Origin of the sequence: Paenibacillus sp. LjRoot153 (assembly GCF_964253085.1) — a bacterium.
Lineage (GTDB): Bacteria > Bacillota > Bacilli > Paenibacillales > NBRC-103111 > Paenibacillus_E.
The window spans coordinates 672,501-688,548 of record NZ_CAXUQH020000001.1 but is presented as its reverse complement, the minus strand read 5'-3'; the positions used below and the strand labels follow the sequence as shown (position 1 = coordinate 688,548).

At 51.1% G+C, this 16,048-nt stretch carries 12 protein-coding genes and 2 rRNA genes (1 of these 14 running past the window's edge); all 14 read right to left on the bottom strand.

From position 1 onward, the window contains the following. Positions 1–76: 76 nt before the first annotated feature. The gene (ggt, locus tag ACSQ8P_RS03175) at positions 77–1,672 is read right to left on the bottom strand and encodes a gamma-glutamyltransferase (RefSeq protein WP_436233873.1); all 1,596 of its coding nucleotides are present in this window, start codon (positions 1,670–1,672) and stop codon (positions 77–79) included. A 2-nt stretch (positions 1,673–1,674) separates the two neighbouring features. Beyond that, the gene (locus ACSQ8P_RS03170) at positions 1,675–2,910 is read right to left on the bottom strand and encodes a pyridoxal-phosphate-dependent aminotransferase family protein (RefSeq protein ID WP_436233872.1); all 1,236 of its coding nucleotides are present in this window, start codon (positions 2,908–2,910) and stop codon (positions 1,675–1,677) included. Continuing rightward, on the bottom strand, positions 2,897–4,189 hold the full coding sequence (locus tag ACSQ8P_RS03165; protein WP_436233871.1) for a Zn-dependent hydrolase: 1,293 nt from the start codon (positions 4,187–4,189) through the stop codon (positions 2,897–2,899). The genes ACSQ8P_RS03170 and ACSQ8P_RS03165 overlap by 14 nt, the downstream gene beginning before the upstream one ends. Beyond that, positions 4,182–5,573, bottom strand: a complete 1,392-nt coding sequence (locus ACSQ8P_RS03160) for an allantoinase (protein ID WP_436233870.1) — start codon at positions 5,571–5,573, stop codon at positions 4,182–4,184. The genes ACSQ8P_RS03165 and ACSQ8P_RS03160 overlap by 8 nt, the downstream gene beginning before the upstream one ends. Positions 5,574–5,629: 56 nt before the next feature. Beyond that, entirely contained in the window at positions 5,630–5,986 is a 357-nt protein-coding gene (gene uraH / locus ACSQ8P_RS03155) for a hydroxyisourate hydrolase (RefSeq protein WP_436233869.1), read from the bottom strand. Further along, entirely contained in the window at positions 5,983–7,452 is a 1,470-nt protein-coding gene (pucL, locus tag ACSQ8P_RS03150; protein WP_436233868.1) for a factor-independent urate hydroxylase, read from the bottom strand. The genes uraH and pucL overlap by 4 nt, the downstream gene beginning before the upstream one ends. A 285-nt stretch (positions 7,453–7,737) precedes the next feature. Then, on the bottom strand, positions 7,738–8,223 hold the full coding sequence (locus tag ACSQ8P_RS03145; protein ID WP_436233867.1) for a nucleoside deaminase: 486 nt from the start codon (positions 8,221–8,223) through the stop codon (positions 7,738–7,740). A 79-nt stretch (positions 8,224–8,302) separates the two neighbouring features. Then, on the bottom strand, positions 8,303–9,232 hold the full coding sequence (locus ACSQ8P_RS03140) for an ABC transporter permease (protein ID WP_436233866.1): 930 nt from the start codon (positions 9,230–9,232) through the stop codon (positions 8,303–8,305). A gap of 109 nt (positions 9,233–9,341) precedes the next feature. After that, positions 9,342–10,463 carry an ABC transporter permease gene (locus ACSQ8P_RS03135; RefSeq protein ID WP_436233865.1) on the bottom strand — a complete coding sequence of 374 codons (1,122 nt, stop codon included), beginning with the start codon at positions 10,461–10,463 and terminating at the stop codon, positions 9,342–9,344. Then, positions 10,460–11,995, bottom strand: a complete 1,536-nt coding sequence (locus ACSQ8P_RS03130; protein ID WP_436233864.1) for an ABC transporter ATP-binding protein — start codon at positions 11,993–11,995, stop codon at positions 10,460–10,462. The genes ACSQ8P_RS03135 and ACSQ8P_RS03130 overlap by 4 nt, the downstream gene beginning before the upstream one ends. A gap of 318 nt (positions 11,996–12,313) precedes the next feature. Next, the gene (locus ACSQ8P_RS03125) at positions 12,314–12,850 is read right to left on the bottom strand and encodes a chromate transporter (RefSeq protein WP_436233863.1); all 537 of its coding nucleotides are present in this window, start codon (positions 12,848–12,850) and stop codon (positions 12,314–12,316) included. Next, entirely contained in the window at positions 12,847–13,437 is a 591-nt protein-coding gene (locus tag ACSQ8P_RS03120; RefSeq protein ID WP_436233862.1) for a chromate transporter, read from the bottom strand. The genes ACSQ8P_RS03125 and ACSQ8P_RS03120 overlap by 4 nt, the downstream gene beginning before the upstream one ends. Positions 13,438–13,916: 479 nt before the next feature. Next, a 5S ribosomal RNA gene (gene rrf / locus ACSQ8P_RS03115) occupies positions 13,917–14,033 on the bottom strand. A 72-nt stretch (positions 14,034–14,105) separates the two neighbouring features. Then, positions 14,106–16,048: ribosomal RNA gene (locus ACSQ8P_RS03110) — 23S ribosomal RNA — on the bottom strand; it runs 974 nt beyond the window's last position.

Sequence of the window (16,048 nt, the reverse complement as noted above, 5' to 3'; positions counted from 1 at the left end):
TCATCGCTCCTTCTTTTTGTATTCATCCCACATGTACATGCCTTGTTGTTTTCCAGCGCAATTCCTCGTGGGCCCTCTACCAGCCAATCGCCAACCCATCACCACGCGGATCCGCCGCCCCACTCATGAAGCCCTGCTCATCAATGACAATGCCCTGCGCCTGCCCCATAATGCCGTCCCACGACTTCACGGGCTCCACGCGATGCCCCCATTGCTTGAGATTTGTATATACCTCGGGTTCAAGCCGATGCTCCAGCTTCAGCGCATCCCCATCTTCTCCCCAAGTACGTCCATATACCCAACGTGGCAGCGCAATCGCTTCCTGAATCGATAAACCATAATCCAATACCCCCGTAAGAATCGAAAGCTGCGTCTGTGGCTGCCCTTCTCCACCTTGCGTGCCGAACAGCATATAAGGCTTTCCGGCCTTACTTACCATCGCGGGCATCAACGTATGGAACGATCTTTTGCGTGGTTCCAACACGTTCGCACATGCAGGATCAAGCGAGAAGAAGGATCCCCGGTTTTGCATAATAATGCCTGTATCACCAGGAACGTAAGCTGCCCCGAAATCGAAATAGAGACTCTGGATAAAAGAAACCGAATTCCCCTCTTCATCTACAACGGCTGCATAGGCCGTATCCTGACCGATCGCTGGCGAGAGATGCTCACTTACCTTCAGTGGATTCGCCTGAATCTCACTCCAAAGCTCCTGCGCATACGATTTTGACAACAATCTTTGGAGCGGTATCTCTCTAAAATGTGGATCCGTTAAATAGCGATCACGGTCTTTGAACGCCTTCTTAATCACTTCCGACATCAGATGGTAAAAGTTCGCCGATGCTCTAGGCACAGATGCCATATCAACATGTTCTAACATATTCATCATCATGAGCGCTGTGAACCCTTGGGAGTTCGGCGGCATTTGATAAATGTCATATCCACGATACGTCGTCGATAGGAGCTCCACCCATTCGCCAGTGAAGCTGCGGAAATCTTCTTCCGTAAGCAGCCCGCTATCCAACTTCATGTTATCCACAATGGCCTGCATGAGCGAGCCCGAGTAGAACGCATCTCTTCCTTCCTGCTGAACCAGTCGGAGCGTCCTTGCCATGTCGGACTGAATCAGCCGATCGCCTTCCTTCATTAGCTCGCCATCACGCATGTACAAAGCACTAAGCTGTACAGAAGCCCGAATAAATGGCTCATCCTTACGCATCCAGAACAGCAAGTTACGGGAGATCGGGAACCCTTTTTCCGCATAGCCAATCGCTGCATCCAAAAGTTTCGCCCACGGAAGTTTGCCGTGCTTTTCCCACACTTGCCACCAAGCATCCACCATACCCGGTACTGTAATTGCGCTTAAAATGCCGCGCTGTGGAATTTGATCCATCCCTTGCTCTCTATAAAAATCAGGCGTCGCTTTCGCAGCGGACTTCCCGCTCCCATTAAATCCGGTATAAGTGCCAGTTGCTGCCTCATGCATGAGGAAAAAAGCATCTCCCCCGAGCCCCGTCATATGCGGGTAAACGACACCTAGGGTCGCGCTAATGGCAATTGCTGCATCAAAGGCATTGCCGCCTTGCTGTAAAATCGCACTCCCCACGGAACTAGCCAAATAATGTGGCGTAGCAATCATGGCTCGCTCTGCTCGTGGCATGATGTTTAGCATGATTATTCCTCCCGTTTATGAGCATATACCGCTAGTGCAGCTTGCAGCGCCTTCCCGACAGATACATCCACACCATACCAATGAAGTGTTGCTTCGAGCGCCCCAAGGACATGGAGCACATTTTTCTGGTTACAGCTAAAACCCATCGTACCGATGCGCCAAATCTGTCCCTTCAATGGACCGAAGGAAGAGGCAATTTCAATGCCGAAGCTGTTCAGCAGCATGAATCGAACGGCTTCCCCATCAACCCCGCTGGGAATACGTATACAAGTTACTACTGGCAGCTTACACAGTGGATCGCCGTACAACGTCAATCCCATCGCCTGCAAGCCAGCAACCAAAGCCGCTTCATGACGCTTATGGCGCGAGAATCGCTCTTCCAGTCCCTCCTGCAGCACAATGCGTAAACCTTCACGTAGTGCATATAACATCGTCGTAGCCTCTGTATGGTGATTTAACCGTTTTGGACTCCAGTAATCCTGCAGCATGCCAAGATCGAAATAGTTACTCGCTACGGCTCTAACCGAGGAAATAGGAGCTCCTTTCTCCCGCAGTCCCCGTTCGATCGTTTTACGGCGCATGACCTTCGCTTCAACACGATCGTTATACGTAATGGGTGACATGCCTGATGGAACGGATAAACATTTTTGCGTGCCGCCAATCACCGCATCCAGCAGCCATTCGTCGGTTTTCACCGGAACACCACCAATGGTGGCTACAGCATCCACGACTAGAAGAGCATCCACTTCTCGGCAAGCTGCCCCTATCCCATCGAACTTTTGGATACAGCCTGTCGACGTCTCACCGTGAACCATTGCCACTATCATTGGCTTCTCCCGCTCAATAGCTGTAATGATATCAATGGGATCGAACACGGCTCCCCATTCCTGCTCAATAATTGCCACTTCAGCCCCACAGCGCTCGGCAATTTCTACCAACAAATTTCCAAATCGTCCATAGATCGGAACGAGTACTTTATCTCCTGGCTCGATGATGCTTACCAGCACAGCCTCAATACCTGAACGGGAAGTCCCGTCAATGGGGAAAGCCCATTGATTGTTCGTTTGAAAAACCTCGCGAAGCATCTCCATCGTTTCATTCATAAGCTCGGTAAACTCAGGATCGAACTGCCCCAGAATGGGGTACGACATCGCGCGCAGCACCCTAGGGTCAACCTCGACTGGACCTGGGGTCATAATCGTTCGAAGGGATGGTGATAAATCTTTATAGGTTTTCATCTGCTTTTCCCCCATAGCCGTATTGATATAACACATGAACGAGTGTCTGAAAGCCGACAATGAGATCCTCCGGCTTCGTGAACTCTTTGGGATTATGACTAATACCTGCCCGACTTGGCACGAATATCATGGCCGACGGACAGATCGGTCCGAATAGCTGAGCATCATGTCCCGCCCCGCTTGGCATGCGAATATGCTCGTAGCCATAGAAGTCGCAGGCAGCCTCAATTTCTGCCGATATCCCGCTATCCATGGCCACTGGTAAGGCATTTAGATGTTCAACCGTATCTATATAAAGTTCTCTTCGCACTGCGATTTCCACAAACCGCGATATCAGCTCTGCACGAAAAGCCTCAATCTTCCGCTTGTCAGTATGCCTAATATCTAACGTAAATTCGACTTCCCCGGGCACCACATTCGATGTTCCTCGCTTCACTTCTAAGCGCCCTACGGTGGCTACCAAAGGTTCACCCTCCGCAAGTGCCATCTTCTCTGTTAGCGCGACCATTTCGGCAGCGGCAGCAAGCGCATCTTTGCGCATTGTCATTGGGGTCGTTCCCGCATGATTGGGTATCCCCGTAACGACGACGGTCATTCGAATTTGGCCAACAATAGCTGTAACTACACCAATTTTTTTCTCTTTAAACTCAAGGACTGCGCCTTGCTCGATATGAATTTCAATATATCCGCCTATATCATCACGTCTTGCTGGATGGAGCTGGCCCTGATCTATTTCAAAGCCCGCGCGCTCCATCGCTTCAAGTAAGGTTACACCCTCTGGATCCGCAAGTCCTGCGCCTTCAGCTAGCGAGAGCACCCCTGTCACATGGCCTGATCCCCAATAAGCCAATGGGAACCGACTCCCCTCTTCCTCGCAAAAGGAGACCATTTCCAACGTTCGTTTCGGTGTCCCGTACATGGCCTTCAAATAGCCAAGCGCCATCATAGATGCGATGACGCCGTAGGCTCCATCGTATTTCCCACCGTTTTTGACAGTATCAATGTGTGACCCTGTAAGCATCGGCTTGAGCGTTGGATCCGAACCTTGCAATTTGCCGTACACATTGCCGATTTCATCAAAATCTGCCTTAAGCCCCATGCCCTGCATGTTGTCAATCAGTGCTAATTGCGCCTTGAGCCAGGGCTCCGCATACAAGAGGCGGGTCACGCCGCCTTCCGGATCGGCGCCGAAGGTCGCCAGCCACTCCAAGGCTAGCAGCATACGCTCCCCGTATTGAGCTAGCATTTCTTCCTGTGGGTGCCCTTTTATTTTAGCCATCTAGCCCGCCTCCGATCGATGCACTGTGACGCAACCAAACTCCCTCTATCGCAGATTCAACACCCACGCCTCGCTCATACACCTTAACTCCCCGCAGGAAGGTTGATTTCACGCTGCAACCAAACGTTCTACCCACATAGGGGCTCTGTTTATGCCGATACAGTAAGTCACTCTCTTGCAATGTATAGCCTGCTGCCAAATCCACCAGGGCTAGATCTGCGTCAGCACCTATGGCGATTTCCCCCTTGCGAGGATAAAGCCCGAAGCGTTTCGCTGGCGCAAGCGCTAGCATGCGAGCAAGCTCTGGCAGGGGAATCCCTCTGCGGAGATGGCCTTCATCCAACATCAGCTCTAACGAGCTTTGCGCCCCTGAAATGCCACCCCATGCAGCGAAGAAATCGCCCTGCTTCATAGGCTTGGGTGAAGGGGAGTGATCCGATGCGATGATGTCAAACCGACCTGCCTTCAGCTCTGCCCACAGACGAGCCTGATCTTCCACTGTGCGGATCGGTGGCGCACATTTTGCAACAGACCCGAGGCGTTCGACCTCCACGTCCGTTAGCGTCAAATAGTGCGGGCACGTTTCCACGGTAACGTCCAATCCCTGTGCCTTCGCTTCCGTGATAACCTGTACCGCTTCTGCCGAGGAGATATGTACGAAATGCAGTTTACAGCCTGTCTGCTTCGCATAGCCCAATGCACGGTTAACTGCTTCTACTTCGGCGGCAATCGGTCGTGTCGCGATAAAGTCCAATGCGCTGCGTTTGTCTGCTTGCACAGCCTCGGCAGCGAGCTTAGAGACAATTTCCTCACTCTCTGCATGAAGAGCAAGCACCAGACCTAAGCGCGCAATTTCTTTCATGCCGTTAACTAACGTCTCATCATCCACTTCCGCGAAAATATCTTCTCCTTCTCCACCTGGGCAGGACATGAAGGCTTTGAAGCCAATTACACCAGCTTGTGCAAGCCCCTCTAGCTCACTGATATTGCCGGGAACGAGACCGCCCCACAGGGCATAATCGACATGGGATTGCCCTTCGGCTGCTTCCAACTTCAGCTCCAAGGCACTGAGCCGAACCGTAGGGGGAACACCATTGAGCGGCATATCAATGTAGGTTGTGCATCCGCCAGCAGCTAGAGAGGCAGAGCCTGTAACGAACCCTTCCCAATGACCAAGAGCAGGTTCATTAAAATGGACATGAGCATCAATCATGCCTGGGAGAATCGTTAAGCCTTTTGCGTCATAAACAGGAGTCTGCTCCGAGAACGCGAGGTTTTCGCCTAGTGCTGCAATTTTGCCGTTCCGTATGCCAATATCCAGCTGTCGACACTCATCTTGCAGGACCACAGTCCCTTTGCGAATGATAAGATCCAATCGATTCATCCTACGAAACCCTCCCTCGAAGCTCTCTCTATTCAATTAACGCTGACTTCTTTGCATTAACTCCCGCGATACGTGTTATACCCCCAAGGTGCAATTAATAAGGGAACGTGATAATGGGAAGTGTTATCCGCAACACCGAAACGAATCGGTACTTGATCTAGAAATGCCGGCTCAGGGAGCTCCACACCCTGCTCTCTGAAGTAATCACCTACATGAAAGAGAAGCTCATACGTACCTATTGTAAAATCTTCCCCGCTTAGCATCGGCCCTGGCAGTCTGCCATCTGTATTCGTAACATCGGAACGAAGCCATTCTGCCACGCCTCCTTTAAGCCGAAACAAGTCGATCCTCACACCAACAGCCGGTCGGCCGCTGCTTACGTCCAGAACATGCGATGTGATTCCTACGCTCATAGGCCCTCCAGATCACGCTTTGTCATCGAAAATCCTTGGAAACCATACGGCGGTCTAGGCTCTGTAAACACCTTGCCTTCTCCAACAGAAACTTCCTCAAGAATCGTTTCCCAAGTCCGATTGTTGGACTCGAAGCGAATTTCCTTCAACTGCGGAAAACGCAATAACGAACGTTGCCCGATGCGATAGATGAGATTTTGGATCGAAGGCGAATGCTGCTCATGGAATACGGTATGCGCAATATCACGGATTTGCTCAGCGGCAACATAGCGCCCCAGATCGGCATCAAAGGCATCTTCAGCCGATTCATAGCTCCATGCAATGTCTAGGAATATAAACAGAGGGCGATCCGACGATTCTGGCAGTGTCGTGTACTCATCACGAACAAAACCAGCGAAGGAGCTTCCTTTGACTTTGATCAACTTTAGATCGGCTATGCCAGCAGAGTGATCTGCGAGGACGATATCGTCTGCAACGCGAACGAGCTCCACGAATGCGCTTGGGTGTTCATTTTGTGAGTAGCGATACACCAAATTCCCTGCTTCGAGGCCATTCGTACCTGGTACCGGCAACGTTTCGAATGCCACCTGATCTGCACTCATTTTGATCCCCGTCATCCACGGATACTTCTCTAGGAAGAGCCGGCTTGCGAAAGCCAAAAACCCTTCTGCCGTAGCCCCTTCATACTCACCTGCTTTGCGCAGGATGAAGTTCTTCATCGAATCCGTTGCCACAACGTTGGTGTTGTCTCCCTCGCTAAACGATGTGAACAATTTCTCACCGCTCACCGCTACTTTGATGTTCATTCCGAACAGCACATTATCTCGCCCTGTGAAACCCGATTCCGGAATTAGCGTGATATTCGTGAGCGGCTTGGCATAGGAACGATAGACCCAAACATCCCCTTTCCCGTAGTACATGATTCTCTCTGTGCCTTTTGCTTGTTCCATCGCCTTCTCCTCCATTTCATCCATCACGATATCTGCCAGGCGGAATCGCCCAATCTTACGAACCTCTTGTAGTGCCGTAAGCAGCTCTACTTCTGGTTCTCCCTTGATCCGAAGACGTAACGCCTCGTGTATCGTATCCTTGGTCTGGCCCTTTACCGCCATGATAAAAGGGAACTCGAATCGGTCCGTATACTGTTTATTTAAAGAAAGAAACTGTTCGTATTCTTCAGGGGTTAACTGGTTAAGACCGGCACCTGATTGCTCCTGAACCGAGTGATCGGTCATCCGCACACGTGTACCCAGATCGGGATGAGCCCGAAGCAGCGCCAGCTGCTCCTCACGACTCGCTCGTTCTACCTCTCGTTCAAGAGCACTAATCATATCCTTGATGTTGGCAAATGGCCGAGATCCTGCTGCCCGTTCTGCCACCCAAGGCGAGTGTTCAAACAGAGGACCAAACGCTAGAATGAACGCTTCTTGACTCATGTCATTGACTTGCTTACGTGTGATCTTCATAGCCCTGACACCTCGATTTCCGCCTTAAATTGCAAGCATTCTTTTCCAAGATTTGTTTTATTGTAATTGCGACATCCCTATGGGTCAATTTATATGAAAGAAGTTTGTAATCTTTCATAACATCGTTAACTTTTTTTGTGTTTTTGCTAAAAGGGCGGACAGTGAGGCATCCCTGCCTTGTCCATACCCGCAAATTAAGCGACCCCTCCGAAGGGCTGGCTCACACAACCTCCAACCCACGCAAAAAAGCCACCAGAACAACAAACATCCCGGTGGCTTCCCTTTTCAATCCCAGTACCCGTTATGCGCAGCGACTGCCGCTTCCACAACCTCAGGAACAGGACCGATCACCTGGATCGGCTTGTTCCCTCTGGCAAAAACCTCACGACAAGGCAGCATCAACGTCGGATTCTGCTCATGATCCCCCGTGAGCCCTGCCAGCATCGCTTCTGACATAGCGAAGACAACGCGCCCCACGTTGCCCCAATAAATCGCACCCGCGCACATGGCGCACGGCTCCGTTGAGGTGTACAACGTACACGCCCACAGCTCCTCCTTGCTGTATCGCTTGGAAGCTGCCTCCATAAGCATCGTTTCCGCATGCCCTGTGCAATTCGATTCAGTAATCTCGACATTGCCATGCTCCAGCAAAATCTCGCCATTTGGCCCAACGAGCAACGAACCGAACGGCGTATTTCCTGCCTCTCTCGCTAGCAGGGCAAGCTCTACACATCTTTTTAAATAAGGAATATGAACCTCAAATTCACTCATCTTTTCCCCTCCAAACTATAATCACTATCCCTCCGGTTTTCCCTCTTCTCCTGTCCCACCCTTGTCATCCCCCAATAAACTAAAATCTTTGCTCCCGTATATAAGGCACACCAAGCGCCTCAGGCGCACCAGATGGCTTATTTTTATTCCGCCAACCGAGGAACATCAGCACTAGAATGGTGACGACATACGGAATCATTTTCAGAAAATAAGAAGGAATATGGCTGCCGATGAGCTGCACGCGGAATCCCAGACTATCCAACACGCCGAAGAAATACGCGCACACGAGGGCACGAATCGGATTCCACCTCGCAAAAATAATGAGCGCCACCGCAATCCAACCACGTCCAGAGGTCATCCCCTCGTTCCATGTCGGTGTATATACAAGCAGCAAATCCGCGCCGCCAATCCCAATCAGCATCGAGCCAACAATAATGCACCCGTAGCGAATCGCGATTACAGGAATCCCCATCACGTCCGCTGTAGCTGGATTATCCCCAACTGCGCGAAGATGGAGTCCCCATGATGTGCGATGAATGAACAAGTGCATAGCCAACACAAGCACGAAACTTAACCATGTAAATAAATCCATATGGGCAAAAATCCCACCAATCACCGGCACGGTTTCCAGCCACGGCATATCGAGCTTCGGCACCGCACCCACAAGTGGCTGACCACTCACGGGCTTCCCTAAATAAGCACTAAGACCAGCGCCGAATATCGTCATCGCCAGCCCACAAACAACCTGATTCGCATGCAGCGTCACGCATAGAAATCCATGGAGCAACCCGAGTACCCCGCTCACCGCGAGTACACACAGAATGGTCAGCACTAAATTTCCTGTATGTATGAAAACAAGGCACGAAGCCACCGCCCCCATTAACATCAAGCCCTCAGCGCCAAGCTGCATGATGCCTGACCTTTCGATCAAGATGCCGCCTAATACAGCCAAAAGCAACGGTGTACCCGAAGAGATCGCTGAAACAATGATTTGTGTGATCGCATCCATCTCTTACACCCCCCTTATTTAACCGTTCATTAACATCATTAACTAAGTTACTGTAGCCTGCCTTCCATCACGCAGTATGCAACCCCCAGCCATCTCATCCCCAGCTCCCTCAGCTGTTCCGACGAATACGGAATTTCCCTGCCATCCCCCCAGCAATGAGGAAGAACAGAATCGCCCCTTGAATCATGGAGGAAATGGAAGACGGAAGCCCGATCGTTTGCACACTATACCCGCCTACAATCAGTCCACCAAAAAGCACCGAAGCAACCACAAGCCCAATCGGATTCAGCTTCGCCAGCCAAGCCACAATAATCGCCGTGTACCCATATCCGGGAGAAATCCCATACATCAGACGATGCGCTACACCAGACACTTCCCCCATGCCAGCAAGCCCCGCCAATCCGCCGCTAATCACCATTACTAGCAGGACATGTCTGGAAATACGAATGCCCGCGTTTTTGGCCGCCTCACTGTTGGCACCGATCAACCTCAGCTCATAGCCCCAACGTGTATAGCGGACGACGAAAGCATAGATCAGCACAGCAATAATGGCAAAAACCAACCCCAAATGCAGCCGCGATGTACCAAAGGTAGGCAAAGACTGCGCAACCGTAAACATCGGAGATCCTGGGAAGTTAAAGCCTTTAGGATCTTTCCACGGTCCGAAAACCACATAGTTCAGCGCCAGTAGCGCCACATAATTTAGCATCAACGAGGTAATCAGTTCGTTTACCTGAAAATAGTTCCGCGGTATCGCCGTCAGCAATCCCCAGAAACCGCCGGCCACGATGCCCGCGACCATCATAGCTGGAATCGAGAGGTACATCGGCAGATGCGGCAAATAAACCGTAATCGCCGTCGCAGCCATTGCCCCTGCCACAAACTGACCTTCAGCCCCGATGTTCCACACGGAGATGCGATAGGCAATCGACACGCCAAGCCCGCAAAGAAGCAGAGGAATTGCCTTCACTAATGTTTCCGTCAATCCAAAGGTTGAGCCGAAGGCCCCCTTCACCATTTTGCCGTAGACCATGAACGGATTCATCCCATTCAACGCGATAAAAATCCCACAAGCCACCAACGCCAAAGCGATGGCAATGATCGTTACCCACCACGGACTGTTCGCCCCTGCGGGATCAATTTCCAAACGATACGGCAAGCGGAACCCAGCTCCACGCTTACTCATTTTATTTTCGATGGGAATGCTGCCTGCTGTTCGTTGTTCACTCATCCTGCATCCTCCTCCGATCCCGCCATCAGCATACCGATGTGCTCGCGGCTCGCCGCTTCCCTCGGCATATTCCCGACAATGCGCCCATCATACATCACCAGAATACGGTCAGCCAGCTGCAGCACCTCATCCAAATCCTCCGAGATCAGCAGCACAGAGCGTTCCTTGCTTCGCAAATCCTCCAGCAACTGATACACACCCTCGGAGGCACCTACATCGAGCCCCTGTGTCGGATGCACCGCAATCATTAGCTTCGGACCTTGATCAATCTCTCTTGCAAAAAGCAGCTTCTGCTGATTCCCACCCGACATGAATTGAACAGGCGAATCGATTCCCGACGTTTTCACATCGAACATCTCGACCAACCGCTGAGACCAACTCCGATTGCTCCCTGTCCGCAGCAAGCCGAACCGTGACCGTTCTGGCGAACGATACGTTTTGAACAACAGATTATCCACCGAGTCCAAGCTCCCCGCAAGACCGCTGCGCATCCGATTCTCTGGCACATGCCCGATCCCAAGCTCAATCGCTCCCCGAACCGAACCATTCCGCATCGCCTTTCCGTCAAAATGAACCTCCCCCTGCTTCCACATACGAAGCCCAGTCAGCACTTCCGCCAGCTCCTTCTGCCCGTTCCCGGAGACGCCTGCAACACCGACAATCTCCCCTTCATTCACCTCAAAATGAAGCCCATCCAGCACCTTGCGTCCATGGTCCGCATAGACATCAAGCCCCTTCACCGTGAGCATCGGCTTCTCCATCGCTCTCGTTCTTTGTTGTGCACGGCTCGCTACTTTCATCTCGCCCACCATCAACTGCGCCAGCTCACGCTCACTCGTTTCTGATTTCGCCATCGTCGCAATCATCTTGCCCTTGCGCATGACCGAGATATGATCCGCCGCGAACATCACCTCTTTGAGCTTATGCGTCGTCATAATGACCGTTTTGCCTTCCTTTTTCATCCGGTCCAGCGTCTCAAAAAGCTGATCAACCTCTCCCGGTGTCAACACCGACGTTGGCTCATCTAAAATAATAAAATCCGCTCCCCGATAGAGCGTCTTTACAATTTCCACTCGCTGCTGCTCGCCAACAGATAGCTGCCAGATGGGCCGATCTACGGGAAACAGCAGCCCAAAATGCTTCGATATCGCCTCGATTTCCTCCGATTTCTTCGACAACCAGCCGGGGCCGCGCCAGAAAGAGCCAGCTTCCCCAAGCACAATATTCTCAGCAGCCGTCAGGGTCTGCACGAGGCGGAAGTTCTGAAACACCATTCCGATCCCCAGCTTCATCGCATCCTTCGGTGAGCGAATGCGCACCTGCTCGCCATGTATGTAAATCTCTCCGCTCGTCGGACGATACACGCCGGACAGCATGCACATCATCGTGCTTTTGCCTGCACCATTTTCGCCTAGCAGCGCATGAATCTCCCCAGACCTCGCTCGGAAATCCACTTCATCATTCGCCAGCACAGAACCGAACTGCTTGACGATTTGGACCATCTCAACGGCATCTTTCTCATGTGTACGCATAGGTCCCCGACCTCCTTATTCCGTTAGATAATATCTACTCACCCTATCTGACAAAAATTAGCATCTCCCTACTTCTCACCCCGAGACAACAAAACAGCAACTCCCCACTTCTCTCACCCTGATACAACAAAACAGCATCTCCCCACTAGGGATTTGCTGTTTCAGATTCCGATACCGTCGATCAATTCACGTCTATCCCTCTCACATCACTATACGGTCGGCCCATCTCAGGCGTCAACAAACATGACACCAAGTTTGGTGCCGTAACGAAAAGAGGCGCAAGCTTTGTGCTTAGCGCCAAATTTATGTTAGATATAATTACGTAGAAAGAAAAATCCCGCCATATACAAACCCCGCAAGAATCACAAAAGCAGGATGTATCTTACGTATTTGGATCAAATAAAAGGCCACCGCGGCAATCCCCAAAAACTGTAGATATCCGATCGCTTTTGTAGACTCCACCAAGCTGCTCCAGGTAACCAGCACCATCATAATCGCAATAACGGGCTGAACGAGCAGCGTCATGCCTTTAATCACAGGGGATTTCTTGTATTTCTGCAGCATATTCAGCAAAATAATAAGTGCAATAATCGACGGAACGACCGTTGCCGCCACCGCAATCAACACACCAATCCAGCCGCTGATTTGGTAGCCGACGTACGCGGCAATTTTCGTCGCAATCGGCCCCGGCAGCGCATTCCCCAACGCCAGCATATTCGAGAACTCACTGCTGTTCATCCAGCTGTGATTGGTCACGATCTCTTGGAACATCAGCGGGATCGACGAAGGACCGCCGCCATAGCCAAACACATTGGCAAGAAAGAAACTAACGAGCAAATGCCACCAATCCATCATACGCCATCACCTTTACCAAGCGTTTTCTTGCTCTTCGCCCATTTGTCCTTTAGCTTATGATGGAAGGCTCCATAAAGGAGGAACATGAATATCACGATAGCGGGGTGCACCGATAAAGGTTGTAGCAGCAGGAAGGCTATGATGAAAAAAGTAACCCCCGCCGGCCAGCCTAATCCTTTGATTGCTTTCTCGCCAAACTCATACGCCATCACGCCTAACATGACCGCCACTATCGGTACAACTGCTGCAATCATCCCTTTAATCACATGCGACGTACTGAAAAACGTAATAAACGAATACAACCCCACCATCGCCACACAAGTAGGTAGAATATGTGCCAAAACACCAAGAAGCGCACCCCATCCACCTTTCAGCCTATAGCCTAGGTAACCTGCCAGCTTCGTTGCGATCGGTCCAGGCAGCGTATTGGCAATCGCGAGCACCTCCATGAACTCCTCATCCTTCATCCACTTAAAACGCGTCACCGCTTCATACCGAATTAATGGTACAATCGACGGCCCGCCGCCATATCCCAAAATCCCCGTCCGAAACATCGCCGTACCTATCTGAACATAGGCGTTCTCCACTATGTATCACTCCCATTCCATCGTTGCTTCACCTAAGAAGTAAACTAAACCTTATTGTATTATAAAATGAAGCCTTTATTAGGGATTCTCCTTATATTTTTGTGAAAATGACAAAATTTCTTTGAAATCTTGGGACGTAGCTTGAAGTCACCAACTACTCCCACACCTTTCACCATCGACCATGCTCGCTCTCTCCGTCGAATATATGGATTATATACAGTTAATTTTGCTATTTTTGCTTCATCTATCGCAATAGATGGATTTTGTACAGCTAATTTCGGCTGGACTGGCTGAGATGGCGAGTTTGGCTGATATTAGCTGTAGATTTTCCATCTAATCCAATTATTTCGAGCAAATTGCTAAAATAACTGTAGGTTATACAGTTAGCACTTTCTTCAGGCGAATACTTCGGGGATGCAGGCATCCATGTAAGCAAAAAAAACCTTACCTGGATTTCTCCAAGTAAGGCTCTTTCAATTGCTTGGCAACGTTCTACTCTCCCAGAACCCTGCGGTTCAAGTACCATCGACGCTGGAAGGCTTAACGGTCGTGTTCGAGATGGGAACGCGTGGATCCCTTCCGCCATCATCACCAAACAGTCAAAGCGTTTGTTTGCGCCTTGAAAACTAGATACGAAACTTCAACGTAAAGTACTATACTCAGGAATTTTGGTTAAGCCCTCGACCGATTAGTATTCGTCAGCTGCATACGTTGCCGCACTTCCACCTCGAACCTATCAACCTCGTCGTCTACAAGGGGTCTTACATACTGGGAAATCTCATCTTGAGGGGGGCTTCGCGCTTAGATGCTTTCAGCGCTTATCCCCTCCGTACATAGCTACCCAGCGATGCCTCTGGCGAGACAACTGGTACACCAGCGGTACGTCCATCCCGGTCCTCTCGTACTAAGGACAGCTCCTCTCAAATTTCCTACGCCCGCGACAGATAGGGACCGAACTGTCTCACGACGTTCTGAACCCAGCTCGCGTACCGCTTTAATGGGCGAACAGCCCAACCCTTGGGACCTACTTCAGCCCCAGGATGCGATGAGCCGACATCGAGGTGCCAAACCTCCCCGTCGATGTGGACTCTTGGGGGAGATAAGCCTGTTATCCCCAGGGTAGCTTTTATCCGTTGAGCGATGGCCCTTCCATTCGGTACCACCGGATCACTAAGTCCGACTTTCGTCCCTGCTCGACTTGTAGGTCTCGCAGTCAAGCTCCCTTATGCCTTTGCACTCTGCGAATGATTTCCAACCATTCTGAGGGAACCTTTAAACGCCTCCGTTACATTTTAGGAGGCGACCGCCCCAGTCAAACTGCCCACCTGACACTGTCCCCATACCGGATCACGGTACTAGGTTAGAACTCCGATACGATCAGGGTGGTATCCCAACGGCGCCTCCACCCAAGCTGGCGCTCAGGCTTCAAAGGCTCCCACCTATCCTGTACAGATCGTACCAAAGTCCAATATCAAGCTGCAGTAAAGCTCCATGGGGTCTTTCCGTCTTGTCGCGGGTAACCTGCATCTTCACAGGTATTAAAATTTCACCGGATCTCTCGTTGAGACAGCGCCCAAGTCGTTACGCCATTCGTGCGGGTCAGAATTTACCTGACAAGGAATTTCGCTACCTTAGGACCGTTATAGTTACGGCCGCCGTTTACTGGGGCTTCAATTCATAGCTTCGGGGTTGCCCCCTAACCACTCCTCTTAACCTTCCAGCACCGGGCAGGCGTCAGCCCGTATACTTCGCCTTGCGGCTTCGCACAGACCTGTGTTTTTGCTAAACAGTCGCTTGGGCCTTTTCACTGCGGCCCCCTCGGGCTATTCACCCTACCGAGGCACCCCTTCTCCCGAAGTTACGGGGTCATTTTGCCGAGTTCCTTAACGAGAGTTCTTCCGCGCGCCTTAGAATTCTCTTCTCACCCACCTGTGTCGGTTTGCGGTACGGGCACCTTCGCCTGGCTAGAAGCTTTTCTTGGCAGTGTGAACTCATGACCTTCGGTACTTAAATTTCCCTCCCCATCACAGCCCAGCCTTACGATGTGCGGATTTGCCTACACATCAGCCTCACTGCTTGGACGAGCATCCATCAGCTCGCGTCACTATCCTTCTGCGTCACTCCATTGCTCATAACGGCTACGGTGGTACAGGAATTTCCACCTGTTGTCCATCGACTACGCCTTTCGGCCTCGCCTTAGGTCCCGACTTACCCTGAGCGGACGAGCCTTCCTCAGGAACCCTTAGGTTTTCGGCGGATCAGATTCTCACTGATCTTTTCGTTACTTATACCGGCATTCTCACTTGTATGCGCTCCACCTGTCCTTACGGTCAGAATTCAACGTACATACAACGCTCCCCTACCCATGCACATACGTGCAAGCCATAGCTTCGGTGGCGTGTTTAGCCCCGTTACATTTTCGGCGCAGAGTCACTCGACCAGTGAGCTATTACGCACTCTTTCAATGGTGGCTGCTTCTAAGCCAACATCCTGGTTGTCTGTGCAACTCCACATCCTTTCCCACTTAACACACACTTGGGGACCTTAGCTGATGGTCTGGGCTGTTTCCCTTTTGACAATGGATCTTAGCACTCACTGTCTGACTCCCGGA